Source organism: Streptomyces sp. NPDC020742 (assembly GCF_040641675.1).
Lineage (GTDB): Bacteria > Actinomycetota > Actinomycetes > Streptomycetales > Streptomycetaceae > Streptomyces.
On the sequence record NZ_JBFAEA010000001.1, the window covers coordinates 397,498 to 421,870 of the forward strand.

The window sequence follows — 24,373 nt, forward strand, 5'->3', positions numbered from 1 at the left end:
GGTTGTCATGACTGACTCTTCTTCTGATGTGTTCTCGTTCGACACCGGGGACGGCCACCTCGTCTACCGCGACGTCGGGGCGGGCCGGCCGCTGGTGCTGCTGCACGGCGGCTTCCTGGACCACGGCATGTGGGACGACCAGGTGCCGGTCTTCGCGCCGGACCACCGGGTGATCGCACCGGATGCCCGCGGGCACGGCGGATCCGCCAACGCGAGCGGACCGTTCCGGCACACCGATGACGTCGCAGCTCTGTTACGCCATCTCGACGTCGGCCCCGCGGTCCTCGTCGGGGTGTCGATGGGCGGCAGCGTCGCCGTCGACACCGCGCTCGAACACCCCGATCTGGTGGCTGCGTTGGTCGTCAGCGGCGTCGGCACCAGCGAGCCCGAATTCGTCGACCCCTGGGTCCACGAGATCGAGGCCGAGCAGGCGCGTGCGCTGGCCGCGGGCGACGCCGAGAGCTGGGTCGAGGCGTTCAACCGGTTCGCGGCAGGACCGCACCGTACGCTCGACGACGTCGACCCGGAAGTGGTGCGCAGGTTGCGGGGGATGACTCGGCGGACCGTCGCCAAGCACACCGGCTCCGAACCCGTGCACATTGTCCCGGTGACCGACACCTGGGTTCGAGCGGCGAAGATCACGGTCCCGGTGCTGGCGATCAACGGCGACATCGACTCGTCCGACCACACCGGGATGGCCCAACGTCTCGTACGCACCGTCGCCGACGGCCGTGCGACGACCGTCGAAGGCACCGCCCACTACCCCAACATGGAACGACCGGCTGCCTTCAACGAGATCCTCGGGCACTTTCTCCGCTCGGTGTCCGTTGAAGGAGCGGACACGGGGTGCTGGCGCTGAGGGGCGGACGCGGGGCTCTGATGCGTCGGTCGTGACCGACCACGGCGCACGGCTCCCCTCCCAAGCCTCCCGCGGACCGTTCAAGGCGCCGAACAGGTGCGGGGCATGGCCCCGCGAGCCGTTTCCGGCGGTTGCTCTTAACCCCGGTTCAGCCGTTCCTCAAGGCTGCCTTAAGGAACCGGAATCGGAGCCTTGACCTGCTGTTTCGTGGCTCGCTCGGCCATAGGTTGTCGGCCCGTGACCACCCAGGCCGACACCCCGCTCGCGCACCCACAGCCGCGCCCGCAACAGCAGCCGTACGCGCAGCCGCAGCCGCAGCCGCAGCCGCAGTCGTACGCGGGCCCGTACCCTTCCGCGGACCCACGCCCTCCCGCCGAAGCGCGACCCTCCGCGGAGCCGCACCCTTCCGCGGGCCCGCAGCCGTCCGCGGACCCGGCCCCCTCCGCGGGCCCGGCCCCCTTTGCGGGCCCGTACCTGTCCGTGGACCCGGGCCCGGACCTGAACTCGTATGCGCACCCGGGCCCGGACCCGTTCGCGCACGCGGACGCGTTCGCGGCTCCGGACCCGTTCGCGGCGCTGCACCCGCAGCCGCCCACCGTGCACCCCCTCTACTCGCGGGTCGTCCCGCAGGCCGTACCGCCCAAGCCCGTCCGGGCGCCGCGCATCCCGCCGGCGCCGGCGCCGCCGCTGCACCTCTCGCCGCGCGCCCTGCTGACCGGGCTGGCCACCGGGGCGGTGCTGGTCACCGGCCTCTGGCTGGTACAGGCCGAGCCGTCGGTCCGACTCGATGCGCTGTTCGCCACCCTCGCGCACCTCACCGGTCTCCTGGCGGGCTACGGGACCCTGGCCATGCTGCTGCTGATGGCCCGGGTGCCGGCCGTCGAACACGGCGTCGGCGCCGACCGGTTGGCCCGCTGGCACGCCCTCGGCGGTCGCTACGTCCTCAGCCTCTGCTGCGGCCATGCCCTCCTCGCGCTGTGTGGATACGCGGCGCACACCGGCACCGACCTGCTCACGGCCTTGGGCGGGCTGCTGGGGTACCCGGGGCTGGCGGCGGCCACCGTGGGCACCGTTCTGCTGATCGCCGTCGGCGTCACCTCGGCGCGCGCGGTCCGCCGCCAGGTACGGCACGAGACCTGGCGCGCCGTCCATCTGCTGACGTATCTGGCCGCCGCCCTGGCCTTCGCCCACCAGCTCGCCGGACCCGACCTGGCCGGTGGTCAACTCGCGGTCTGGCTGTGGACATTGCTGCACACCACCGTCGGCACCCTGCTGCTCTGGTACCGCCTGGTCGTACCGGTGCGGGCGGCGCTGCGACACGGCCTGCGGGTCACCGAGGTCCGGGTCGAGGGGCCCGGTGTCGTCTCGGTCGTCATGCGGGGGCACGGGCTGGCGGCGCTGCGGGCCGAGGCGGGGCAGTTCTTCCGCTGGCGGTTCCTGTCCCGGCGGCTGTGGCGTACGGCGCTGCCCTTCTCGCTGTCCGCGCCGGTACGCGACGACACCCTGCGGATCACGGTCAAGGCGTGCGGTGACCACACCCGGCGGATCCGCCGGATGCGACCGGGCGTACGGGTGCTGGCCACCGGGCCGTTCGGGGCGCTGACGGCCCACCGGCGGACCCGGAGCAAGGTGCTGCTGCTCGCCGGCGGGGTCGGGATCACCCCGATGCGGGCGCTCTTCGAGACCCTGCCGGGCGGGCCCGGAGACCTCACCCTGCTCTACCGGGCGGGCAACGCCGCCCAGTTGGTGCTGCGGGAGGAGCTGGAGTCGATCGCCGCCGCCCGGGGCGCGACCCTGCACTACCTGCTCGGCCCGTCCGACGGTCCGTACGACCCGTTGGCGCCGCGCGCGTTGCGCGACCTCGTCCCGGACCTGCCGGAGCACGATGTGTACCTGTGCGGGCCACCCGGAATGGCCAGGGCCGCCGTCGCCGCCCTGGAGAGGGCCGGCGTCCCCGCGTCCCGTATCCATTCGGAGCAATTCACCTTCTGAGCCCTGCGCGCGTCCCGCGCCGTCCGCGCCTGTTCCGCGCCGTTCCACGCCAGGCCCACACCGTTCCACACCGTTCCGCGCCACCCGCACCGGTCCGCGCCACCCGTACCCGTCCAGCCGTCCGCCCCTCCGAATGTTGAGGAACCACCGTCCATGGCCCGCCACCGCAAGCCGTCCCCCGTCCCCGTCGTCACCCTGCGCGTCCGCCGTCAGCTGGCGGCCTGCCTGGCGGGTGCCAGTGCGCTCAGCGCCACCCTGCTGACCCTGACGGTCAACCCGGCCGCCCCGCCCGCGCCCGACCGGGCCCCGGCCGGGCACGCCCTGCCGGATCCGCAGGCCGCCTCCGGTCGGTGAGGAAGGCGCCCGATGGTCCAGGCCCTCCGGGTGGGGTGCAGGGCACGCACCACCAGCTCCTCAGCCACGTCCGGGCCTTAGGAGCCGGCCACGCCAGCGGCGCACGGTGTCCCAAGGGAGCCCCGTCTCCCGGGCGATGCATGCGTGGGAGCGTCCACGCGCGGCGTGCAGCACCACCTGTGCACGCACCCGCAGCCGGTGCTCGGTCTTGTGGCCGTAGGCCATCTTCTTCAACCGCACGCGTTCGGCGGCACTCGGGGCTATCGGACAGGGGGTGCGGACGGGCATGGCGGGCGAACCGATCGGCCGAAGTGGACCACTGGTACCCCGCAGCCTGCCCCGCCCGTCGCCGCCCCAGCCCCCGCAACGACCGGTGCGAGAGGCCACTTGGACAGGGAAAACGCAACTTCGACAGGGCCCGCAGAGGCGGCTACCTTCACCTGGTCTTCGGCGATCGCCCACGGTCGCACAGGAGTTCCTTCAGGCTGAGCCACCCGCGACGGGATGAGTCGGTCACGCCCCACGACTCCTCGCCCCCATGCGTAAGCCGCCGAACCGGGTCCACACCAGGCACCCCCAACCAGGGAGAGACGCATGCCCCATCTTGCGCTGTACACATTCGGCGTCCTGAAGTCACCTCTCGCCGATCCCGCACCTCTCACGCGCGAACTCCACGCCAGCGGCGAGGCCATCTACCGGAAGATCAGCCAGCACCCCGGGTACCTCGCCCGTGCTGAAGCGGTAGACCGCGATCGGGGCACACACTTCGACTTGGACTGGGGTGCATGGGGAGAGTTCGCCGTACCGACCTGGTACGGCAAGGGCCGTACGGTGGAAACCGCCGCCCTGGACGCGACCCTCTCACTCTGGACCGACCTGCGCCCCGCCGTCGACGCCGTCTACACCGGTCTGCACCGTGAGGCGCTGAACAGGCGTTACGACTGGTTCGAGAGGACAGCACACCCGAACTACGTGTGCTGGTGGGTCTCCGACGGCGTGATACCCACCTGGCAGGACGGGGTTTCCAAGCTGGAACACCTCCACGACCACGGCTCCGCGCCGCACGCCTTCACCTTCCACCACTCGTTCGCCCCGGACGGAACTCCGACCAGGAACAAAGGCATCGGGCCGACGAGCGACCAGGCTCGCTGACAAGGAAGCCTGAACGACTGGGGCCGCTGTCAAACGCCTCGATTGAATGACGGCGAACCGATGCGTCCGCGGTACGGCGGATCCGTCAGTACCTGGGGCTTCGCCCTCTACCTCGCGAGCACCGACGAGTACCAAGACGCCATCCTGCCCACCAGCGTCTTCGCCGGCACCCCCGAAGACGCCCTCGACTGCGCCTGCGGTCTCTACCTCACCGACCCCAGCTCTGACCCCGCACCACACACAACACAGGCTCCACAGTCACCCCCCGCAGGATTTACGGAGCCGACCACTTAGTGGTCGGCTCCGGAAGTCCTTCGGGGGTTGATCATGCTGTCGGTGCGTCGGAGGATTGTTCTGGGTGGTCGGCGGTGTGCCGGTCGAGCCTGGCCAGCAGATCGTCCAGGTCGGAGGTGGTGAACTTCCACTGGAACGGCTGTGCCGTGGCGTTGTAGCGGTTCTCGAAGTCCCGGAGCCTGTCCCTGACTTGGGTCAGGTCGGTGAAGTCATTGGGGGTCACGACTTTGCGCTGGATGACGGAGAAGTAGACCTCGATCTGGTTTAGCCAGGAGGCGCGGACGGGGGTGTGGACCATGACCGTGTTCGGGAACGCGGTCCTCAGCCGGGCGACTGCTTTCTGGCCGCGGTGGGAGGAGCCGTTGTCGACGATCCAGAACACGCGTTTGGCGCTGGCGTAGGGCTCGCGGTTCATGACCTGGGTAACCAGGCTCATGAACGGGGTGATGCCGGTGCGTGGTTCGGTGCGGCCGAACACCCTCGCATGGTGGACGTCGTAGGCTGCGAGGTAGGCCAGTGCGCCGCCACGGCCATAGGTGTGGTTGACGCGCATCGCGCGGGCCTGTCCCGGCGCGAGGGTGGGGTGGCAGTGGCAGCGGGCCTGGACAGAGGTCTTCTCGTCCGCACTGATGACGTACTCGTCCTCGCCCAGCGGTTCGCCCTGCCAGGTGCGGGCGTAGAGGTCCAGCACCCGGGTGGCCTTGAGACGAAAGTCCGGGTCGGTGATGAAGATCCAGGACTGGTGCTGCCAGGGCTTGAGGGCGTCCCGGGTCAGCCAGCGGCGCACAGTGGAGGCCGACAGGAAGGGTGCGACGCCCCGCGCGACGGCTTCACGGGCCAGTTCCGGGCATGACCAGTGCGAGAGCGGCGTGCCGCTCTCGGCGGGGAGCTGGCAGGCCAGTGCCTTGATCTCGGCGGCCTGCACCAGAGTGAACGAGGCCGGGCGGCCGCAGCGTTCGCGATCCCGGAGTCCGGGCAGTCCCGCCTGGGCAAACCGGCCCCGCCATCGGCGCACAGTGTCGATGTGCAGCCCTGTCTCCCGCGCGATACGCGCGTTGGAGCGACCGCGCGCGGCATGCAGAACCACCTGGGCGCGCACCCGTAGCCGGTGTTCGGTCCTGTGGCCGTAGGCCATCTTCTTCAGCCGCTCACGTTCAGCGGCGCTCGGGGCTATCGGACAGGCCAGGGCAACGGGCATGACGGACCGTTCGTCAAGTGGATCAAGAACTGGCCCAGCCTGCCCGATCCGTCGCCCGGCGGGCCCGGCACGTCGAAGCGGGCACCGGTCAGGCAGGATGACCGCCATGCCCAAACCGCCGCCCTCCACCCGCAGGTTCAAAGTAGCGGTGTCACGGATGGGGGGCCGGAGCCACTGCTGGCGAGACGACAGGAGACATGATGAAGCGCATCGGGATCATCGGCGTGGGCGAAATCGGCCGCGCTATCGTGGACGGCCTGTGCGACGGCGTCGAGGAGCCACCGGAGATCTACCTCTCGCCACGAGGAGCCCGTACAGCCGCCGAACTGTCCCAGCAGTATCCGAACGTACGCGTGTGCACTGACAACCAGGACGTGGTGAACCGCTGCGAGTTGGTGATCCTCGCCGTTCGCCCCCAGGACCGCGCCGAGGCCCTCGCCGGGCTCCGGATCGGCAGCGACCGCGTCGTGGCCAGCGTCATGACCGGCGTCGCCATCAGCGAGCTGCGCCACACCCTCGGCACCGGCGCCCCCGTGGTGCGCGCCATCCCACTGCCCGCCGCGCGCGAGCGGCAGTCCGTCACCGTGACCTGCCCCTCCCACACTGCCGTGGACGACCTCTTCGGCCACCTCGGCGGAACGCTCCCCGTCGCGGACGAAGCGACCCTCAACGTCTACCAGGCCCTGACCGCCACGCTGACCACCCACTACTGGTACCTGGCCACGCTCACCGCCTGGGCCGCCCGGCAGGGCATTCCCGCCGAGGACGCCGACCGCTACGTCCGCGGCCTCTTCCAGGGCGTTGGGCACGCCCTGAGCGACGAGACCCGCTCCCTGCACCAGCTCGCGGCCGACCACGAGACACCAAAAGGAGCCAACGAACGCATCCGCACCACGTGGTTCGACACAGCCAACTCCGACGCTCTGGGGAAGGCACTTGACGCACTTCTCTCCGACCTCAAGTAGGCAAGTGGGTGGACAAAAGACGGCCGGTTAGTGATGCGCTGCTGCCGCTGCACGTGACTTCCGCAGACGGCTTCGGACCTCTATCCGTGGCACTGCACAGTATGAGGACGTCTTCCTGCCCATCGGCGCGTTCGCGGGCTCACAGGGCAATACACCTAGCCTGCTCCTGCGGCCTCCATTCAGTGCCCCCGGCATCTGACGCACCGACACGCATGGTCCCGGCTCCGTAGTCAACCCCGAAGGACTTCCGGAGCCGACCACTTAGTAGTCGGCGGTGTCGCTCGGGGTGATGCCGTGCGCCACCGCCCGGCGCAGCAGCGCCACCGTCTGCTCCGGGCGTCGCGCCGCGGCCTCCAGTGGCCGGCGCCGACCCGTCCGCCCGTGCCGAACCCCAGCCGATGCACGGGGAGTTCACCGCCGATCGCAAGGCCGTCCGTCGGTCGCGGCGGGTGGGTTGCACCGGTCACAGTGTCCGTAATCCGGAACCCGGTGCGGCGTCCGGTTCATAGGATCGCCCGGTGCCTGCTGATATATCGCTCTTCGCCCTGACCTTGCTGTGCCTGACCGCGCTCGCGGCGGGCTGGATCGATGCGGTGGTGGGCGGCGGCGGACTGCTCCTGCTCCCCGCGCTGCTGCTAGGCCTTCCGCACACCCCCGCCGCCTTCGTCCTCGGTACCAACAAGTCCACCGCCATCGTGGGCACCACCGCGGCCGCGGTCACTTACGTCCGCAAGGCCCCGCTCGACGTCCGTACCGCGCTGCGGATCGGCCTGGCCGCGATGGCCGGTTCGCTGACCGGGGCGTTCTTCGCGGCAGGTATCAACAGCGAGGTACTGCGCCCGCTGATCATGGCCGTGTTGCTGGCGGTGCTGGTCTTCGTCCTCGTCCGGCCCTCCTTCGGTACCGCCCCCGCGCTGTCGGGCCCGGTCTCCCGGCGGCGGGTGCTCGCGGCCGTCCTCATCGCGGGCCTGGGCATCGGCTTCTACGACGGTCTGATCGGGCCGGGGACCGGCGCGTTCCTGATCGTCGCGCTCACCGCGGTGCTGCACATGGACCTGGTCACCTCGTCGGCCACCGCCAAGGTCATCAATGTCTGCACCAACATCGGCGCGCTGACGATGTTCGCGATCCAGGGCACCGTGCTGTGGCAACTGGGTGGACTGCTCGCCCTGTTCAACCTCGTCGGCGGGATGGTGGGCGCCCGGATGGCGCTCAAGCGCGGCGCCGGGTTCGTCCGCGGAGTGCTGGTGGTCGTGGTCGTCGCCCTGCTGTGCAAGCTGGCGTACGACCAGTGGCTGGCGGTCTGAACCCACGCAGCCCGCTCCGGAGGCACCCCGGCACCACCGGCACCACCGGCCCGCGGCGTAGAACGGGCCGTGCGTGCCTCCGGTCCCGGAACGGTCCTCCCCGGCAACCAGGGCGCGGCTCGCTCAGAACCGGCAGTGGTACAGCCGCGCCATATCGCGCACCGTGGGGATCTTCGCCGAGAGCCGGGCGGCCAGCCGGTATCCGGCCGAGAGGCGCTCGATGCCCGGTATCTCCAGGGCGCTGACGCTCTCGACGGTCTCCAGCCGGGGGCTGAGCGCGGCGATCCCCGCGGCGTCGGTGCCCCAATACAGCCGCGCGCCCGCCTTCCGTACGACCCGGTTGGTCCACTGCGTACGGATCGCGAACGCACTGAAGGCGTCGAATGCCAGCTCCCCGCTCGGCGCCCGCTCGATCAGTCGTCGCAGCAGCGCCGTCCCGTCCTGCTCGGTCAGGTACATCAGCAGGCCCTCGGCCACGATCATGGTCGGCCGGTCCGAGGGGATCTCGTCGATCCAAGCGGGGTCGGTGACCGACGACGGGATGGTGACGTACCCGGCGCGCTCCGGGTAGAGCTGCCGCCGCAGTGCGATGACCTCGGGGTAGTCGATGTCGAACCAGCGCACCCCGGGACCGGGGTCCAGGCGGTCCACGCGGGTGTCGAGGCCGCAGCCCAGGTGCACCACGGTCGCCTCGGGGTGCCGGGCGAGGAAGCCGGCGGTCCATTCGTCCAACTGCCGTGCCCGCAGCGCGACCGAGGTCGCTTCGCTGGGGCTCATCCGCATCGTGGTGAAGTCGTGGTCGAGCCGCCGGACGGTGTCGGCGGCCAGGGTGTCGCCGAGGACCGGCCGCTCGGACCGGCTGTCCACGGCGCGCCCGTACAGCGTGGCGAGGAGCGTCTCGGGCGCACCCGTGAGCTGCACGGGGGTGGTCCGGCGGGCGGCCCGGTGGGTGGTCGGATCGCTGGTCGGTCGGGCAGTTGGGGCACTGGTCGGTGCGTCGGTCGATGCGTTGGTCGGGGTGCCGGTCGAGTCGTCGGGCGGCGGGCTGCCGGGGGTGCCACGGGAGCTGTTGCGTGGACTGGTCATGACTCAGAGAGTACGCAACATTCAGAAAAATGTGAAGACTGAAAAGGTCGTGGGATCGACGCGCTGGTCCCCACGTCAAGAAAAGGCCTGCGTTCTGGGGTTCTGGGCCTCAAGCTCGCCGAGCTCGCCGAGGTCGCCCCGGGTCGTCGTGCCGCCTGTGCGGCAATGCGCGTGATCCGCGGCAACCCGCATGATCAGTACGTCCGATGCCGCGCCGCTCCCCCTCTCGCCCCCGCCGGCTTCTTGGGGCGGACCCGTGCCTGGACCTCCGTGACGGCCGTGAGTAGGACCACCGAGTCCTCGACGGCCTCCAGCCCGTGCCGTTCGTGCGGGATCGCGGCGATCTGACCGGTCGTCAGCTCCTGGCTGTCGCTGGACGCGGTGAGCCGGACCCGGCCCTGGAGCACGTGGAGGCTCGCCGCCGAGGGGGCGTTGTGCTCGTCCAGCGCCGCGCCGGCGATCAGGGCGATCACGGTCTGGCGGAGGGGTCCGTCGTGCAGGAAGAGATGGGCGCTGCGGCCGTGGGCGGCGGCCCTGGCGTCGTCGAGCTGGCGGCGGGTGAGCGCGGTGAGATCGTCCATGAGGCTGGCCTTTCGCATCCGGACCGGCGGCGAGGGGTCCCTTCCCATCGTTGCCGTTGCCCGGGGGCACGCAACCGGGGAACGGGCGGCCACCGGCCCGGGCGTCCGGGTGCATACCGCCACGGGCCGGACCGGTTGCTACCGGGATGATCATCTCGTCCGTACCATGCGGATCTTGGCGTCCCTTGTCCCCCCACACCGAAGGATGCACCCACCGTGGCCGACCCCACCGCCCCGAGCCCACCACCCGATCCGGCCGGGCCGCCGACCGCGTTCCTGACCGTCATGACGACCACCGACAGCGAGGAGAAGGCCGAGCGGCTGGCCCGCGGTGCGATCGAGGGCAGGTTCGCCGCCTGCGCCCAGATCAGCGCCCCGGTGACCTCGGTCTACCGCTGGGACGGCGCGGTGCAGACCGGCCGCGAGTGGCAGGTGCTGTTCAAGACGGCGCAGACGCGCTACCCGGAGCTGGAGGGCTACCTCCTCCGGGCGCACGACTACGACACCCCCGAGATCATCGCCACCCCGATCACCCACGGGGGCAGCGGCTACCTGTCGTGGATCGCAGAGGAGACGAACTGACGTGACGCAGCACAGCAGGGAGCACGGTGGACGGCACCGCGCTCCGGCAGGGCGCAGCCGGCGGCGCTGGAACCGCGCGGCGACCGCCGCCCTCGGCATGGCGGTGTGCCTGATCACCGCGCCCGCCGGGCACGCCGCCGGCGCCACCGGGAGCCGCACCTCGGACCCCGGCCGGCCGAGCGTCGCCCCCGACACCTCTTGGACCAGCCAGGACGCCGCCGCCTTCTGGACGTCCGAGCGGATGGCGGCCGCCGCGCCCTCCGGGGACGACACCCCGGGAGGCTCGGCCACCGGGGCCACCGGGGCAACCGGGTCAGGACCGGCCGCGACGTCCGCCGCCCCGGCGGGCAAGGTCCCCGACACCGCACGGCACTTCGACGGCATCCCGTCCGTCGGCGTGCTGTTCACCATCGACGGCGACGCCCGGGCGCACCACTGCACCGCCAGCGTCGTGCACAGCCCGCACCGCAACCTGATCCTCACCGCCGGGCACTGCAACCCGGGCACCCGCGCCGCGTTCGTCCCGCAGTATCGTTCCGGCGCGGCCACCCAGCCGTACGGGGTGTGGGCGATCCAGCAGTCCTTCGCCTACCCCGACCGCGGCACCACCGGTGACAAGGCCGACCTCGACGTGGCCTTCGCGACCGTCGCCCGCTCGCAGGACGGCCACACCCTTGAGGAGGTCACCGGCGCCAACATCCTCACCCCCACGCCCGGTTACACCAACGACGTCACCGTCGTCGGCTACCCCAAGGTGCAGAACGACCCGGAGGACCGGGCGGTGCGCTGTGCCGCCCAGACCTCCCGGCTGACCGGCACCCACCAACTGCGCATGGACTGCGGCGGGTTCTACGGCGGCACCTCCGGCAGCCCCTGGCTGACCGACTTCGACGAGGAGACCGGCACCGGCCGGGTCATCGGCGTGATCGGCGGCCTCAACGGCGGCGGCCCCAAGGGCCCGGACGCCGACCGGATCTCCTACAGCCCCTACTTCGGGGGGAAGATCCTCAGCCTGTACTCCCAGGCGGTCCAGGGCTGACCGCCCCGCGGCCATGGGGGTGGCGGAGGAGGAGCGCTACCGCAGCGCCTCCGCCACCCCCTTCTCGCGCGGCCCCAGGAAGTGCGGATCGGGCCGGACCAGCGCGTCCACCGCCGCCTTGCCCGCCGCGAGGATCTCCCGGACACCGCCGTACGCCCAGGTCACATCGTGCCGGGCGGCGACCCCGACGCCGTAGGAGTCCACGCCGGCCGCCGCGCACAGTGCCAGCGCCCGCCGGATGTGGAAGCCCTGGCTGACCAGCACCGCCCGGTCCACGCCGAAGATCCGGCGGGCGCGGCTGCACGAGTCCCAGGTGTCGAAGCCCGCGTAGTCGCTGACGATCTTCCGGGCCGGGACGCCGTGCCGCAGCAGGTAGGCGCGCATCGCGTCCGGTTCGTCGTAGTCGTGGGTGCTGTTGTCGCCGGTGACCAGGACCGCGCGGACCGTCCCCCGGGCGTAGAGCGCGGCGGCGGCATCCAGCCGGTGGGCGAGGTACGGGGACGGCACGCCGTTCCACAGGCCTGCCCCGAAGACGATCGCGACCGGCGCCGGGGGAGCGTCGGCGACCGTGCGCACCCGCGGGCCCGCGGTGGCGTTCAGCCAGGTCGCCGGGGCCAGTGCCAGCACCGTCGCGGCCACCACAGCCTGATAGGCACGGCGTTGCCCGCGCCGGGTCCGCGGCAGCCGCAGGCGGCCCGCACCGGCCCGTATCCGCCGCATCAGCCCTGGCATCCCCTGCCCCCGTCCCGATCACGCCCGATCACGTCCGTTCGCGATCGATCCCGCAGGGACCGACGCCCACCGGCCGATGATGGTTGCAGGGGCACCTGGCATCGTGGCCGATGACGCACCGCGCCCGGAGAGGACCGCACCACCATGACCCCCGAGCCCGAGCGGCTGCCGTTCTTCGTCTACGGAACGCTGCGCCCCGGTGAGGCCAACCACGCGCTGCTGCGCGGCCGGACCGCCCACGAGGAGCCCGCCCGCATCGGCGGCGCACTCCTCTACGACGGGCCCGGATACCCCTACGCCGTCGCCGGGCCCACGGACGCGGTGGTGCACGGCGCCCTCGTCCGGCCCCGGGCGGCCGACTACGACCGGGTGCGGGCGGACCTGGACCGGCTGGAGGGCCACACCCCCGGCGCCCCGGGGAACCTCTACGAGCGGGTCGCCACGGACGCGGTGTGCCCCGACGGCCGGACCGTACGGGCCTGGGTCTACCTGGCGGCCGAACCGCTCGCCACCCGGCTGCGCACCGCCGGTACCCCGATCGAGGGCGGCCACTGGCGGGGCGCCGCCGCGGTCCGCGCCCACCCCCACGGCTAACCTGGGCGACTCCGCCCGAACCGACGGACCCTCCCGCCCGGAGGGCCCCTCCCGTACCGCAGAACAGGTGTGACCCCGTGGCTTCCGCTCCCGCTTCCCCCTCCGCCCACCGGCCGCTGCCCAAGGCCGAGCTGCACCTGCACATCGAGGGCACCCTGGAGCCCGGCCTGGCCTTCGCGCTCGCCGAGCGCAACGGCGTCACCCTGCCCTACGCCACCGAGGACGCGCTGCGCCGCGCCTACTCCTTCACCGACCTGCAGTCGTTCCTGGACCTCTACTACGCGCTGATGGCCGTGCTGCGCACCGAGGACGACTTCGCCGACCTCGCGCACGCCTATCTGGCCCGCGCCAAGGAGCAGGGCGTCCGGCACGCCGAGATCTTCTTCGACCCGCAGGCGCACACCGCCCGCGGCGTCCCGATCGGCACCGTCGTGGAGGGCCTGGCCCGCGCGCTGGACACCGCCGAGCAGACCTACGGCATCAGCACCCGCCTGATCATGTGCTTCCTGCGCGATCAGAGCGCCGCATCGGCCCTGGAGACCTTCGAGGCGGCCCGCCCCCACCTGGACCGGATCACCGCCGTCGGCCTGGACTCGGCGGAGGTCGGCAACCCGCCGTCGAAGTTCCGCGAGGTCTTCGCGCGGGCTCGGGAGGCCGGTCTGAAGTGCGTGGCGCACGCCGGTGAGGAGGGCCCGGCCGCCTACGTGTGGGAGGCCCTGGACGTCCTGGGCGTGGACCGGATCGACCACGGCGTGCGTTGCATGGAGGACGAGCGGCTGGTGGCCCGGCTGGCGGCCGAGCAGGTGCCGCTGACCGTCTGCCCGCTCTCCAACGTCCGGCTGCGGGTCATTGACGACCTCGCCGACCACCCGCTGCCCGAGATGCTGGACGCCGGGCTGCTGGTGACCGTCAACTCCGACGACCCGGCCTACTTCGGCGGCTACGCCGACGACAACTTCACCGCCGTGCGCGACGCCCTCGGCCTGGGCGCGGAGACGCTGGGCACGCTGGCCCGCAACTCCTTCCGCGCCTCCTTCCTGGACGAGGCCACCCGCGCCCGCTACCTGGCGGAGGTCGACGCCCACGAGGCCGGCGCACAGCAGGAGTAGCCCGGGCGGCAGCCGGACGGAACACGGATGTCGCGGCGGGGAAACGGCGCCGCAACGCCCGGCTGCCAGGCTCGGTTCATGACGGCGCCGATACCGCACCCGCCCTCCCGCCAGGGGTCCGCCCGTCCGGGGCCCGCCGATCCGGCACCGGACTACCAGGGGCCGGGCCACCAGGCACCGGACTACCTGGCGCCGGGCCACCAGGCACCGGACTACCTGGCGCCGGGCCACCAGGGGCCTGACGACCAAGGGCCTGACCACCAGGCACCGGAACGCCTCGGGCCGGGCCGCCGGGGGCCCGTCGCGCCGGCGCCCTGCCCGACCGCCTCCCCGCCGCCCGGACCGCTCGGCTCGGCGGACCTCGCCGCCGAGATCGGCGCACAGCTCGGCAGCCGGCTGCGTACCGTCCGGCTGCACGGCTTCCGCCGCACCGGGCCGGCCGCCCCCACCCTGGTCGCGGTGGCCCACGGCAGCCGCGATCCGCGCGCCCTGCCCACCGTCCGTGCGCTGCTCGCCCGGGTCCGGGCCCTGCGCCCCGGACTCCCCGTACGGCTCGGGCACCTCGAGCTCGACCGGCCGCTGCTCGCCGACACCCTCGCCGGGCTGCGCGGCGCGGCCGTCCTCGTCCCGCTGCTGTTCGGCCGCGGCCACCACGTCGGCCACGACTTGCCGGCCGCGCTGACGGCGGCCGGGCAGCTGTCCGGGACGCTCGCCGAGCCGCTCGGGCCGCACCCCCTGCTCGCCGAGGCGCTGCACGGCCGGCTGCGGGAGGCCGGCGCCTTCGCCGGCCGGGGCAGCAGCGCCGTGGTGCTGGCCGCCGCCGGCTCCCGCGCCGGCCGCTCCGCCCGGGACACCGAGGACATCGCCCGGCTGCTGTCCGACCGGCTCGACGGCCTCCCCGTCCTCCCCGCCTACGCGTCGGCCGCCGCGCCCACCGTCGCCGAGGCGGTCCGGGAGCTGACCGCCCGCGGCCACGAACGGATCGCCGTCGCCGCCTGCTTCACCGCCCCCGGCCGCTTCGCCACCCAGTGCGCGGCCGCCGCCCCGGGGGCCGCCGCCGCACCCCTGGGCGACCACCCCGCACTGGCCCGTCTGGTCCTGCACCGCTACGACCAGGCGCTCCTGGCACGTACCGGATCCGACTCCGAGCGCATCGGGGCGGCTACCGTCGCTGTATGACGGGCACACCACCGACCATCCCCGGCTACACCGCGGCCGACACCGAGCGCTGGGTCCCCGAGCCCGACAAACGGCCCGGGCGCACCGCCTTCCAGCGCGACCGCGCCCGGGTGCTGCACTCCGCCGCGCTGCGCAGACTGGCCGGCAAGACGCAGGTCGTCGCCCCGGGCGCGCTCACCTACGCCTGGGACGCCAGCCCCCGCACCCGGCTGACCCACTCCCTGGAGTGCGCCCAGGTCGGCCGGGAGCTCGGCGCCGCCCTCGGCTGTGACCCGGACCTGGTCGAGACCGCCTGCCTGGCGCACGACCTCGGCCACCCGCCTTTCGGGCACAACGGCGAACAGGCCCTCGACGCCGTCGCCGCGCCCTGCGGCGGCTTCGAAGGCAACGCCCAGTCGCTGCGGCTGCTGGCCCGTCTGGAGCCCAAGCGGTTCGCCCCCGGCCCCGACGGCGGGGCGCTCAGCGTCGGGCTCAACCTCTCCCGCGCCGCGCTCGACGCCGCCACCAAGTACCCCTGGAAGCGCGGCGCGCACCCCACCGACCCCTCCTCCGGCAAGTTCGGGGTCTACGAGGACGACCTGCCGGTCTTCGCGTGGTTCCGGCAAGGCGCCCCCGACGGCGCGCGGAGCTTCGAGGCGCAGGTGATGGACTGGTCCGACGACGTCGCGTACTCGGTGCACGACGTCGAGGACGGCCTGCACGCCGGGCACCTCGACCCCAATGTGCTCCTCGCCGACCCCGAGCGGGCCGAGATCTTCGCCGTCGCCGGCGCCCGCTACGCACCGGGCGCCGGGCCCGAAGAGCTGGCCGCCGCGCTGGACCGCCTCCTGGACCAGGAGTGGTGGCCGCACGGCTACGACGGTTCGGCCCTCGCCCAGGCCCGCCTCAAGGACGCCACCAGCCAGCTCATCGGCCGCTTCTGCCTGGCCGCCGAGGGTGCGACCCGGGCTCGGTGGGGGAGCGGACGGCTCACCCGCTACGGCGCCGAGCTGGTGGTTCCGGCCGAAACCCGGCTGGAATGCGCCGTTTTGAAGGCCGTCGCCGACCGCTACGTCATGCAGCGCCCCGACCAGGAAGCGCTCCGGGCCGACCAGCGGATCGTCCTCGCCGAACTGGCCGACGCCCTGCTGGCCCGCGCCCCCGACGGCCTTGACCCGCAGTTCCGTTCGCTCTTCGACGCGGCCGGTGACGACACCGCGCGGATGCGCGCCGTCATCGACCAGATCGCCGCCCTGACGGACCTGTCGGCCCGCTCGCTGCACGCCCGTCTCACCCGACGCCCTGGTAACCCGGAGGCCAACTGAGGGTGACCCTTGGGGGAAGCCCCTCTTCCCCCCTTACGCTCCGTGCGGGACGCTCGAAGCCGACCGTTTTCGAACACGGGACCCGGTGCGGAACGCGCAGAACGCACAGCGCGCGGACAACCCCGCCCACACCGAACGCATCTACGGGGGAAAGCGATCCGGGAACGCCACCCCGGAGCGAACGGGGGGAAGACACCGGCACACCGGGAAACCAACCGGCGCACACCGGGCGTTCACGGCCGCGGACGCGGACGCCCGGCACCGCAACGAGGAGGAAGCAAGTGGTCGACGCACACCAGACGTTCGTCATCGTCGGGGGTGGCCTGGCCGGGGCGAAGGCCGCGGAGACACTCCGCTCCGAAGGCTTCACCGGCCGGGTGATCCTCATCTGTGACGAGCGTGACCACCCCTACGAGCGGCCCCCGCTGTCCAAGGGCTTCCTGCTCGGCACCGAGGAGCGCGACAGCGTCTTCGTCCACGACCCCGCCTGGTACGCCCAGGCGCACATCGAACTCCACCTGGGCCAGCCCGCCGTCCGCCTCGACCCCGCCGCCAGGACCGTCCGCCTCGGCGACGGCACCCTGATCGCCTACGACAAGCTGCTGCTGGCCACCGGCGCCGAACCGCGCCGCCTGGACGTCCCCGGAACCGGCCTGGCCGGCGTGCACCACCTGCGCCGCCTCGCGCACGCCGAACGGCTGCGCGGCGTGCTGGCCTCCCTCGGCCGCGAGAGCACGGCGTGCGCAGGCACCAAGGAGGGCCGGGCTGGAGCGGAGCGCAGCGGCCGGCTCGTCATCGCCGGCGCCGGCTGGATCGGCCTGGAGGTCGCCGCCGCGGCCCGCGCCTACGGCGCCGACGTCACCATCGTCGAACCGTCCCCCACCCCCCTGCACGGCGTCCTGGGACCCGAACTCGGCGCCCTGTTCACCGATCTGCACCGCGACCACGGCGTCCGCTTCCACTTCGGCGCCCGCCTCACCGAGATCGTCGGCCAGGACGGCATGGTGTGCGCGGTCCGCACCGACGACGGCGAGGAACACCCCGCCCACGACGTGCTCGCCGCCATCGGCGCCGCCCCGCGCACCGCGCTCGCCGAGCAGGCCGGCCTCGACCTCGTCGACCGCACCGGTGCCACGGGCGGCGGCATCGCGGTGGACTCCGCGCTGCGCACCTCCGACCCGTACATCTACGCCGCCGGCGATGTCGCCGCCGCCCCGCTCACCCTCGGCGGCGACGCCCCCCGGCCCGGCACCCGGCTGCGCGTCGAACACTGGGCCAACGCTCTGAGCGGCGGCCCGGCCGCCGCCCGCGCCATGCTCGGCCAGGACGTCGGCCACGACCACCTCCCGTACTTCTTCTCCGACCAGTACGACCTCGGCATGGAGTACTCCGGCTACGCCCCGCCCGGCTCCTACGCCCGGGTCGTCCACCGCGGCGACGTCGCCCAGCGGAAGTTCCTCGCCTTCTGGCTCGCCGCGGACGGCCGCCTGCTCGCCGGGATGAACGTCAACGTCCGGGACGTCAACGAGACCGTCCAGGCGCTGATCCGTTCCGGCCGCCCGCTGGACCCGGCCACTCTGGCCGATCCGGAGGTACCGCTGGCCGCACTGCTCCCGTAGCGTGCGCCCATGACACAGCGCCCCGGCCCCAGCGCCGGCGACCTCCCGGACCCCGTCGTCACCCTCGACGACGTCCGGGACGCCGCCCGGCGCCTCGCGGGCGTGGCCCACCACACGCCCGTGCTGCGCTCCCGCACCCTCGACGCCCTGGTGGGCGCCGAGGTGCACCTCAAGTGCGAGAACTTCCAGCGCGTCGGGGCCTTCAAGTTCCGCGGCGCCTACCACGCCGTCTCTCGGCTCGCACCGGAGCAGCTCGCCCGCGGCGTGGCCGCGTACTCCTCCGGCAACCACGCCCAGGCCGTCGCCCTGGCCGCCCGGGAGCTCGGCAGCCGTGCGGTGATCGTGATGCCCGAGGACGCCCCCGCCGCCAAGGTGGCCGCCACCGCCGGCTACGGCGCCGAGATCGTCCGCTACGACCGCTACACCGAGGACCGCGCCGCCCTCGCCCACAAGATCGCCGAGGAACGCGGCCTGGCCCTCGTCCCGCCCTACGACCATCCGCACGTCATCGCCGGCCAGGGCACCACCGCCCTGGAACTGCTGGCGGAGACCGGCCCGCTCGACGCGCTGCTGGTCCCGGTCGGCGGCGGCGGGCTGATGGCCGGCTGCGCCACCGCCGCGACCGCCCTGGCCCCCGGCATCCGCATGATCGGCGTCGAGCCGGAGTCCGGCGACGACACCCAGCGCTCGCTCGCCGCCGGCCACCCCGTCACCGTCCCGGTCCCGCACACCATCGCCGACGGCCAGGCCGTGGCCACCCCCGGCACCCTGACCTTCGCCGTCAACCGGCGCCTGGTGGACTCGGTGGTCCTGGTCAGCGACGACGAGATCCGCGCCGCCATGAAGCTCGCCTTCGAACGACTCAAGATCGTCACCGAGCCCAGCGGCGCCAGCGGCCTGGCCGCCCTCCTCGCCGGCCGGGTCGACCCCCTCCCGCCCCGTATCGGCGTGATCATCTCCGGTGGCAACATCGGCCTGGAGCGCTTCCTGGAGGTCATGCGGTGACCTGCGGCGACGGTCCCGCCACCGGGGGCGTCCGGACGGGGGAGTGCCGCCACCCCCGTAGAATTCACGCGTGGCAGGCAGGATCAACGATGACGATGTGAAGGCGGTACGGGACGCGGTCCCGATCGACGCCGTCGTGTCCGAGTACCTCCAGCTCCGCAACGCCGGCGGTGGCAACCTCAAGGGCCTGTGCCCCTTCCACGACGAGAAGTCCCCGTCCTTCCACGTCAGCCCCGCCAAGGGGCTCTACCACTGCTTCGGCTGCCAAGAGGGTGGCGACACCGTCGACTTCATCATGAAGATCGACCACCTCTCCTTCGCCGAGACCATCGAACGCCTCGCCTCCCAGGCCGGCATCACCCTGCGCTACGAAGAGGGCGGCTACACCCCCGGCCGCCAGCAGGGCGAGCGCACCCGCCTGGTCGAGGCCCACAAGGCCGCCGCCCAGTTCTACATCGAGCAGCTGGACAGCCCCGAGGCCGAGATCGCCCGGAAGTTCCTCGCCGAGCGCGGCTTCGACCAGACCGCCGCCCAGCACTTCGGCATCGGCTACAGCCCGGCCGGCTGGGACCACCTCACCCGTTACCTGCGCGGCCGGCGCTTCAGCGACCAGGAACTGGTCCTCTCCGGCCTCTCCCAGGAAGGCCGCCGCGGCCCCATCGACCGCTTCCGCGGCCGTCTGATGTGGCCGATCCGCGATATCGCCGGCGAGGTCGTCGGCTTCGGCGCCCGCAAGCTGCGCGAGGACGACAACGGCCCCAAGTACCTCAACACCCCCGAGACCCCGATCTACCGCAAGTCCCACGTCCTGTACGGCATCGACCTCGCCAAGAAGGAGATCGCCAGGACCAACCGCGCGGTCGTCGTCGAGGGCTACACCGACGTGATGGCCTGCCACCTGGCTGGCGTCACCACCGCCATCGCCACCTGCGGCACGTCCTTCGGCGAGGGCCACATCAAGATCCTCCGCCGGCTGCTGATGGACAACTCCGGCTCCGAGGTCGTCTTCACCTTCGACGGCGACGCGGCCGGCCAGAAGGCCGCGCTGCGGGCCTTCGAGGACGACCAGAAGTTCGCCGCCGAAACCTCCATCGCCATCACCCCCGGCGGGATGGACCCCTGCGACCTGCGGCTCGCCAAGGGCGAGCAGGCCGTCGCCGACCTGGTGGAGTCCCGCACCCCGCTCTTCGAGTTCGCACTCCGTCACGTCGTCTCCCGGCACAACCTCGACACCACCGTCGGCCGGGCCGCCGCCCTCGACGAGGCCGCCCCCATCGTCGCCCGCATCAAGAACAGCGCCATCCAGCACGAATCCGCCGTCCAACTCGCCGGCATGCTCGGCATCTTGGACACCCAGTTCGTGGTCAAGCGGGTCTCCCAACTCGCCCGCTGGGCCCGCGAACGCGGCCGGGACGGCGGCGGCCCGGGCCAGCACCGCACCCCACAGCGCGCCCAGGCCCCCGCCCCCGAACAGCCCGGCCCGACCCCCGGCCCCCGCGGCCCGGCCCTCAACCTCCGCAGCCCCGCCCACCGCGTCGAGCGCGAGCTGCTCAAACTCGCCCTGCAGCGCCCGGATCTGGTCTCCCCGGCCTTCGACGCGTACGGCGCCGACGAGTTCACCGCCCCGCCCTACACCGTGGTCCGCCAGTGCATCGAGGACGCCGGCGGCGCGACCGCCGGTGCGGCCGACAACGGCTACCTCGCCCGGGTGCGCGAGGCCGCCCCCGACGACACCGTCCGCGCCATGGTCACCGAGCTCGCCGTGGAACCGCTGCACACCCGCCGGGACCCCGACGAGGCCTACGCCGGCGTCCAGTTGGTCGCCGTCCGCCTCGCCGCGGTCAACCAGCGCGTCACCGAGATCCGCGGCACCCTCCAGCGCCTCGGCCCGCGCGCCGACCCCGAGCACCTGGCCGCCGTGCAGAACGAACTCTGGGTCCTCCAGCAGTACGGCCAGTCCCTCCGCGAACGCGGCTACGCCGCCCTTTAGGGCAATCAGGGCATTCAGGGAATTCGGGGTGTTTCTTGCGCCCCGGACCGCCATCACCCCGCCCCCGCAGGGCGGCTGACGCCCCGCGGTAGCCGTCCGGTCACGGAACGGACTCAAAAAGTGGCCGCACGCCCCTCGTGGCGGGGCTGTGTCGTACTCCACACTGAGAAGCGGTGCCTCACTCCTCGGAGCGCGGCGGGTCCGGTCGTACGCCACCGCACGCCCCCGCGGAACCGCTCTCGACGTACGGGACGGACGGCGGCTCGGCCGCAGCCGTGCCCGGCTTTTCTGCCGCCTCAGCAGCGATCACCCTGGAGGTCGCCCCCGTGCAGATCCAGACCCTCGCCGACGCGCCGGACGCCGCAGCACCCGCCCCGCAGCCCCACGCCGCGTCCCCCGCACGGCAGGCCGACGCACCGAACGGGCCGGTCGCCGTCCCCCAGCAGCCCGAAGCTCCCGCGGTCGAGATGCTCCTGGAAGACCTCCCCGCCGGGCCCGACCCGGCGCCCGGCCCCGCGCCCCGCCCCGAGGCCGGCGGCCCGTCCTCCGACCTCTTCCGCCAGTACCTCCGCGAGATCGGCCGGATCCCGCTGCTCACCGCCGCCGAGGAGGTCGAGCTGGCCCGCCGCGTCGAGGCCGGCCTCTTCGCCGAGGAGAAGCTCACCCACACCTCCGACCCCTCCTCCCAACTCGCCCACGAACTCGACACGTTGGTGGTCCTGGGCCGGATGGCCAAACGCCGCCTGATCGAGGCCAACCTCCGCCTGGTGGTCTCCGTCGCCAAGCGTTACGTCGGCCGCGGCCTGACCATGCTCGACCTCGTCCAGGAGGGCAACCTCGGACTGATCCGCGCCGTCGAGAAGTTCGACTACGCCCGCGGCTACAAGTTCTCCACCTACGCCACCTGGTGGATCCGCCAGGCCATGTCCCGCGCCCTCGCCGACCAGGCCCGCACCATCAGGGTCCCGGTCCACGTCGTCGAACTGATCAACCGCGTCGTACGGGTCCAGCGCAGGATGCTCCAGGAACGCGGCTACGAACCGACCCCCGAGGAGGTCGCCGCCCACCTCGACCTCACCGAGGAGCGCGTCAGCGAGGTCCTCCGGCTCGCCCAGGAGCCGGTCTCGCTGCACGCCCCCGTCGGCGAGGAGGAGGACGTCGCCCTCGGCGACCTCATCGAGGACGGCGACGCCGCCTCCCCCGTCGAATCCGCCGCGTTCCTGCTGCTCCGCGAGCACCTCGACGCGGTGCTGTCCACCCTCGGCGAGCGCGAACGCAAGGTCGTCCAGCTCCGTTACGGCCTGGCTGACGGCCGGCCTCGCACCCTGGAGGAGATCGGCCGGATCTTCGGCGTCACCCGCGAACGCATACGGCAGATCGAGTCCAAGACCCTCAACAAGCTCCGCGACCACGCCTACGCCGACCAGCTCCGCGGCTACCTCGACTGACCCCGCTCCCACAGCCCCCCGAGCCACGGCGGCGCCGGACCACGGCGACACCGGGCCACTACGACGCCGACCCCCGCGGCACCGGGCAGCGGCAACGCCGGACCACCGTGATCCCGGGCCCCGCGGCACCGGGCCGCGGCGCCGGACCACCGCACCACCGGGCCACCGGGCCACCGCACCACCCGACCACCGCGAGGCCGGACCACCGCACCACGGCTCACCCTGCGCCCGGATCCCGGTCCGCCCCGCGCCCGCCCAGGGCCCGCCCGCGCCCGGCGCCTGGCCCGCGCCGCGCCCGGCTCCCGGCCCGCGCCGCGCCCGGCTCCCCGGCCCGCAGCACGCCGGCTCCGGCCCGTGCCCGCCTCCCCAGTCAGATCTGCCCGAGTCAGATCTGCCCGGCTCAGTTCCGCCCGGCTCAGTTCCGCCCGGCTCGGTTCCGCCCGGCTCGGTTCCGCCCGGCTCAGTTCTGCCCGGCTCAGGCCTCCCGCTGGAACGCCCCCGGGTGGATCTCGTCACGCACTGCCACGTACTGCTGCCGCACCGCCTGCCCCACCGGGAGTTCCTCGCCCGGCTCGAAGACCTGGCTCGCGGCGGCCGGCCAGTACGGCGGATCGACCCAGGCAGCCTGGCCGCCCGGCCCGGACCCCGCCCCCGCGGCCGGGGTGAGCGTGCCATGAGCCACCCCCCACGCCCAGGCCGCCTGTCGCGCCGCACCCAGCGCCGCGTAATCGGCCGGCTGCGGCACCACCACCGGCACCCCGAGCAACCCCGGCGCCGCCGCCTGCACCGCCCCCAGCTCCGCCGCCGCCCCCAGCAGGAACACCCGGCGCACCGCCAGGCCCCGCCCCCGCAGCACATCCAGCGCATCGGCCAGGCCGCAGAGCATGCCCTCCACCGCCGCCCGCGCCAGGTGCTCGGGTTTCATGCTCTCCCGCCGCATCCCGTGCAACGACCCCGCGGTGTGCGGGAGATGGGGCGTCCGCTCACCCTCCAGATAGGGCAGCATCACCATGCCGTACGCACCGGGCGAGGACTTCAGCGCAAGATCGGACAGCCCCTCCAGGTCCGTCCCCAGCATCTCCGCCGCCCCGCGCAGCACCCGCACCGCATTGCTGGTGTGCACCACCGGCAGATGCCGTCCGGTGGCGTCCGCGAACGAGGTGATCGTCCCGCTCGGATCGACCAGCGCCTCGTGATGGATCCCGAACACCGACCCCGAGGCCCCCAGCGACACCACCGCGTCGCCCTCCCCGACACCCAGCCCGAAGGCCGCCGCCATGGTCTCGCCGGTCCCCGCGGAGATCAGCAGCCCCTCCGGCGTGAACCCGGCGGTCCCCGAAGGGCCCAGCACCTCCGGCAGCCGCACCCCGTGCCCCAGCGCCAGCTCCACCAGATCCGGCCGGTACGCCCCGGTCGCCGCCGACCAGTACCCGGTCGCCGACGCCCCGCCCCGGTCCGTCGTGCGTCGCGCCGGCCGCCCCAGCAACTGCCACGCCAGCCAGTCGTGCGGGGTCATGACCTCCGCTATCCGCGCCGCGTTCGCCGGCTCGGTACGCGCCAGCCAGCGCAGCTTGGTCACCGCATGCGCGGCCTGCGGCACCGCCCCGACGGCCTGCGCCCACGCGGTACGCCCACCCAGGGAGTCCACCAGGTCAGCCGCCGCGCTCTGCCCCCGCTTGTCATTGCCCAGCAACGCCGGCCGGACCAGATTGCCCTCGGAGTCCAGCGGCACCACCCCGTGCTGCTGCGCCGACACCCCGATGGCCTGCACCCCCTCCAGCAGGCCGTTGCCGGCCGCCTCGCCGAGTGAGATCAGCCACGCCTGAGGATCGACCTCGGGCCCCTTCTCGACGGGGTGCGGCGCGTACCCCTGCCTGATGACGGCACCCGTGTCCGCATCGCAGACCACGATCCGTGTGCTGTCGGACGAGCTGTCCAATCCGGCGACTATCCCCATGGCCCCAGATGATGCCCCATGCACCGC

Annotated in this window: 23 protein-coding genes; 16 read left to right on the plus strand and 7 right to left on the minus strand. The window is 73.0% G+C overall.

Annotated elements, in window-relative coordinates:
• Window positions 1–7: 7 nt before the first annotated feature.
• From AB0G84_RS01620 to AB0G84_RS01630, 3 genes are all read left to right on the plus strand, one after another.
• A complete protein-coding gene (locus AB0G84_RS01620; protein ID WP_361313899.1) occupies window positions 8–859 on the plus strand; it encodes an alpha/beta fold hydrolase in 852 nt (283 codons plus the stop codon).
• Window positions 860–1,096: 237 nt separating this feature from the next.
• The gene (locus AB0G84_RS01625) at window positions 1,097–2,851 is read left to right on the plus strand and encodes a ferric reductase-like transmembrane domain-containing protein (protein ID WP_361313901.1); all 1,755 of its coding nucleotides are present in this window, start codon (window positions 1,097–1,099) and stop codon (window positions 2,849–2,851) included.
• Window positions 2,852–3,004: 153 nt separating this feature from the next.
• A complete protein-coding gene (locus AB0G84_RS01630) occupies window positions 3,005–3,205 on the plus strand; it encodes a hypothetical protein (RefSeq protein WP_361313904.1) in 201 nt (66 codons plus the stop codon).
• Window positions 3,206–3,265: 60 nt separating this feature from the next.
• Here AB0G84_RS01630 and AB0G84_RS01635 read toward each other — a convergent pair whose 3' ends face one another.
• Window positions 3,266–3,493, minus strand: coding sequence for a helix-turn-helix domain-containing protein (locus AB0G84_RS01635; RefSeq protein ID WP_361313906.1), 228 nt, complete (start codon window positions 3,491–3,493; stop codon window positions 3,266–3,268).
• 306 nt (window positions 3,494–3,799) lie between these two features.
• Here AB0G84_RS01635 and AB0G84_RS01640 point away from each other — a divergent pair, with 306 nt between their 5' ends.
• Window positions 3,800–4,357 (plus strand): DUF3291 domain-containing protein, encoded by a 558-nt coding sequence (locus AB0G84_RS01640; RefSeq protein ID WP_361313908.1) that lies wholly within the window; start codon window positions 3,800–3,802, stop codon window positions 4,355–4,357.
• A gap of 325 nt (window positions 4,358–4,682) precedes the next feature.
• Here AB0G84_RS01640 and AB0G84_RS01645 read toward each other — a convergent pair whose 3' ends face one another.
• Window positions 4,683–5,849, minus strand: a complete 1,167-nt coding sequence (locus AB0G84_RS01645) for an IS630 family transposase (RefSeq protein ID WP_361313911.1) — start codon at window positions 5,847–5,849, stop codon at window positions 4,683–4,685.
• A gap of 197 nt (window positions 5,850–6,046) precedes the next feature.
• Between AB0G84_RS01645 and AB0G84_RS01650 the strand changes: the two genes are divergently transcribed.
• Window positions 6,047–6,814 carry an NAD(P)-binding domain-containing protein gene (locus tag AB0G84_RS01650; protein WP_361313914.1) on the plus strand — a complete coding sequence of 256 codons (768 nt, stop codon included), beginning with the start codon at window positions 6,047–6,049 and terminating at the stop codon, window positions 6,812–6,814.
• A 518-nt stretch (window positions 6,815–7,332) separates the two neighbouring features.
• Window positions 7,333–8,121, plus strand: a complete 789-nt coding sequence (locus AB0G84_RS01655; protein WP_361313917.1) for a TSUP family transporter — start codon at window positions 7,333–7,335, stop codon at window positions 8,119–8,121.
• A 123-nt stretch (window positions 8,122–8,244) separates the two neighbouring features.
• Here the strand turns inward: AB0G84_RS01655 and AB0G84_RS01660 are convergent, their stop codons facing one another.
• Entirely contained in the window at window positions 8,245–9,207 is a 963-nt protein-coding gene (locus tag AB0G84_RS01660; protein WP_361313920.1) for a class I SAM-dependent methyltransferase, read from the minus strand.
• Between the two features lie 194 nt (window positions 9,208–9,401).
• Window positions 9,402–9,788 carry a cupin gene (locus tag AB0G84_RS01665; protein ID WP_361313922.1) on the minus strand — a complete coding sequence of 129 codons (387 nt, stop codon included), beginning with the start codon at window positions 9,786–9,788 and terminating at the stop codon, window positions 9,402–9,404.
• Between the two features lie 216 nt (window positions 9,789–10,004).
• Between AB0G84_RS01665 and cutA the strand changes: the two genes are divergently transcribed.
• The gene (gene cutA, locus AB0G84_RS01670; protein WP_361313925.1) at window positions 10,005–10,370 is read left to right on the plus strand and encodes a divalent-cation tolerance protein CutA; all 366 of its coding nucleotides are present in this window, start codon (window positions 10,005–10,007) and stop codon (window positions 10,368–10,370) included.
• A 1-nt stretch (window position 10,371) separates the two neighbouring features.
• Entirely contained in the window at window positions 10,372–11,409 is a 1,038-nt protein-coding gene (locus tag AB0G84_RS01675) for a hypothetical protein (protein WP_361313927.1), read from the plus strand.
• A gap of 36 nt (window positions 11,410–11,445) precedes the next feature.
• Here AB0G84_RS01675 and AB0G84_RS01680 read toward each other — a convergent pair whose 3' ends face one another.
• Window positions 11,446–12,129, minus strand: a complete 684-nt coding sequence (locus AB0G84_RS01680) for an ElyC/SanA/YdcF family protein (RefSeq protein WP_361315067.1) — start codon at window positions 12,127–12,129, stop codon at window positions 11,446–11,448.
• Between the two features lie 156 nt (window positions 12,130–12,285).
• Between AB0G84_RS01680 and AB0G84_RS01685 the strand changes: the two genes are divergently transcribed.
• The 8 genes from AB0G84_RS01685 (at window position 12,286) to AB0G84_RS01720 (ending at window position 22,389) form a co-directional block, all read left to right on the plus strand.
• Window positions 12,286–12,735: a gamma-glutamylcyclotransferase family protein gene (locus AB0G84_RS01685; RefSeq protein WP_361313930.1), complete on the plus strand. Its 450-nt coding sequence runs from the start codon at window positions 12,286–12,288 to the stop codon at window positions 12,733–12,735.
• 77 nt (window positions 12,736–12,812) lie between these two features.
• Window positions 12,813–13,844 carry an adenosine deaminase gene (locus AB0G84_RS01690; protein ID WP_361313933.1) on the plus strand — a complete coding sequence of 344 codons (1,032 nt, stop codon included), beginning with the start codon at window positions 12,813–12,815 and terminating at the stop codon, window positions 13,842–13,844.
• A 372-nt stretch (window positions 13,845–14,216) separates the two neighbouring features.
• Window positions 14,217–15,023 carry a sirohydrochlorin chelatase gene (locus AB0G84_RS01695; RefSeq protein WP_361315070.1) on the plus strand — a complete coding sequence of 269 codons (807 nt, stop codon included), beginning with the start codon at window positions 14,217–14,219 and terminating at the stop codon, window positions 15,021–15,023.
• Window positions 15,020–16,327 (plus strand): deoxyguanosinetriphosphate triphosphohydrolase, encoded by a 1,308-nt coding sequence (locus AB0G84_RS01700; RefSeq protein ID WP_361313936.1) that lies wholly within the window; start codon window positions 15,020–15,022, stop codon window positions 16,325–16,327. The genes AB0G84_RS01695 and AB0G84_RS01700 overlap by 4 nt, the downstream gene beginning before the upstream one ends.
• A 281-nt stretch (window positions 16,328–16,608) precedes the next feature.
• Window positions 16,609–17,946, plus strand: a complete 1,338-nt coding sequence (locus tag AB0G84_RS01705) for an FAD-dependent oxidoreductase (RefSeq protein WP_361313938.1) — start codon at window positions 16,609–16,611, stop codon at window positions 17,944–17,946.
• A 9-nt stretch (window positions 17,947–17,955) separates the two neighbouring features.
• Window positions 17,956–18,951: a threo-3-hydroxy-L-aspartate ammonia-lyase gene (locus AB0G84_RS01710; RefSeq protein WP_361313941.1), complete on the plus strand. Its 996-nt coding sequence runs from the start codon at window positions 17,956–17,958 to the stop codon at window positions 18,949–18,951.
• A gap of 70 nt (window positions 18,952–19,021) precedes the next feature.
• Window positions 19,022–20,941 carry a DNA primase gene (gene dnaG / locus AB0G84_RS01715; protein WP_361313944.1) on the plus strand — a complete coding sequence of 640 codons (1,920 nt, stop codon included), beginning with the start codon at window positions 19,022–19,024 and terminating at the stop codon, window positions 20,939–20,941.
• 173 nt (window positions 20,942–21,114) lie between these two features.
• The gene (locus AB0G84_RS01720) at window positions 21,115–22,389 is read left to right on the plus strand and encodes an RNA polymerase sigma factor (RefSeq protein WP_361313947.1); all 1,275 of its coding nucleotides are present in this window, start codon (window positions 21,115–21,117) and stop codon (window positions 22,387–22,389) included.
• Here AB0G84_RS01720 and AB0G84_RS01725 read toward each other — a convergent pair.
• Both AB0G84_RS01725 and AB0G84_RS01730 read right to left on the minus strand, forming a co-directional pair.
• Window positions 22,377–22,868, minus strand: a complete 492-nt coding sequence (locus tag AB0G84_RS01725) for a pentapeptide repeat-containing protein (RefSeq protein WP_361315073.1) — start codon at window positions 22,866–22,868, stop codon at window positions 22,377–22,379. The two genes, AB0G84_RS01720 and AB0G84_RS01725, sit on opposite strands and share 13 nt — an antisense overlap.
• Window positions 22,865–24,346, minus strand: a complete 1,482-nt coding sequence (locus AB0G84_RS01730; RefSeq protein ID WP_361313949.1) for an FGGY family carbohydrate kinase — start codon at window positions 24,344–24,346, stop codon at window positions 22,865–22,867. Before AB0G84_RS01730 ends, AB0G84_RS01725 begins: the two co-directional genes overlap by 4 nt.
• Window positions 24,347–24,373 lie beyond the last annotated feature (27 nt).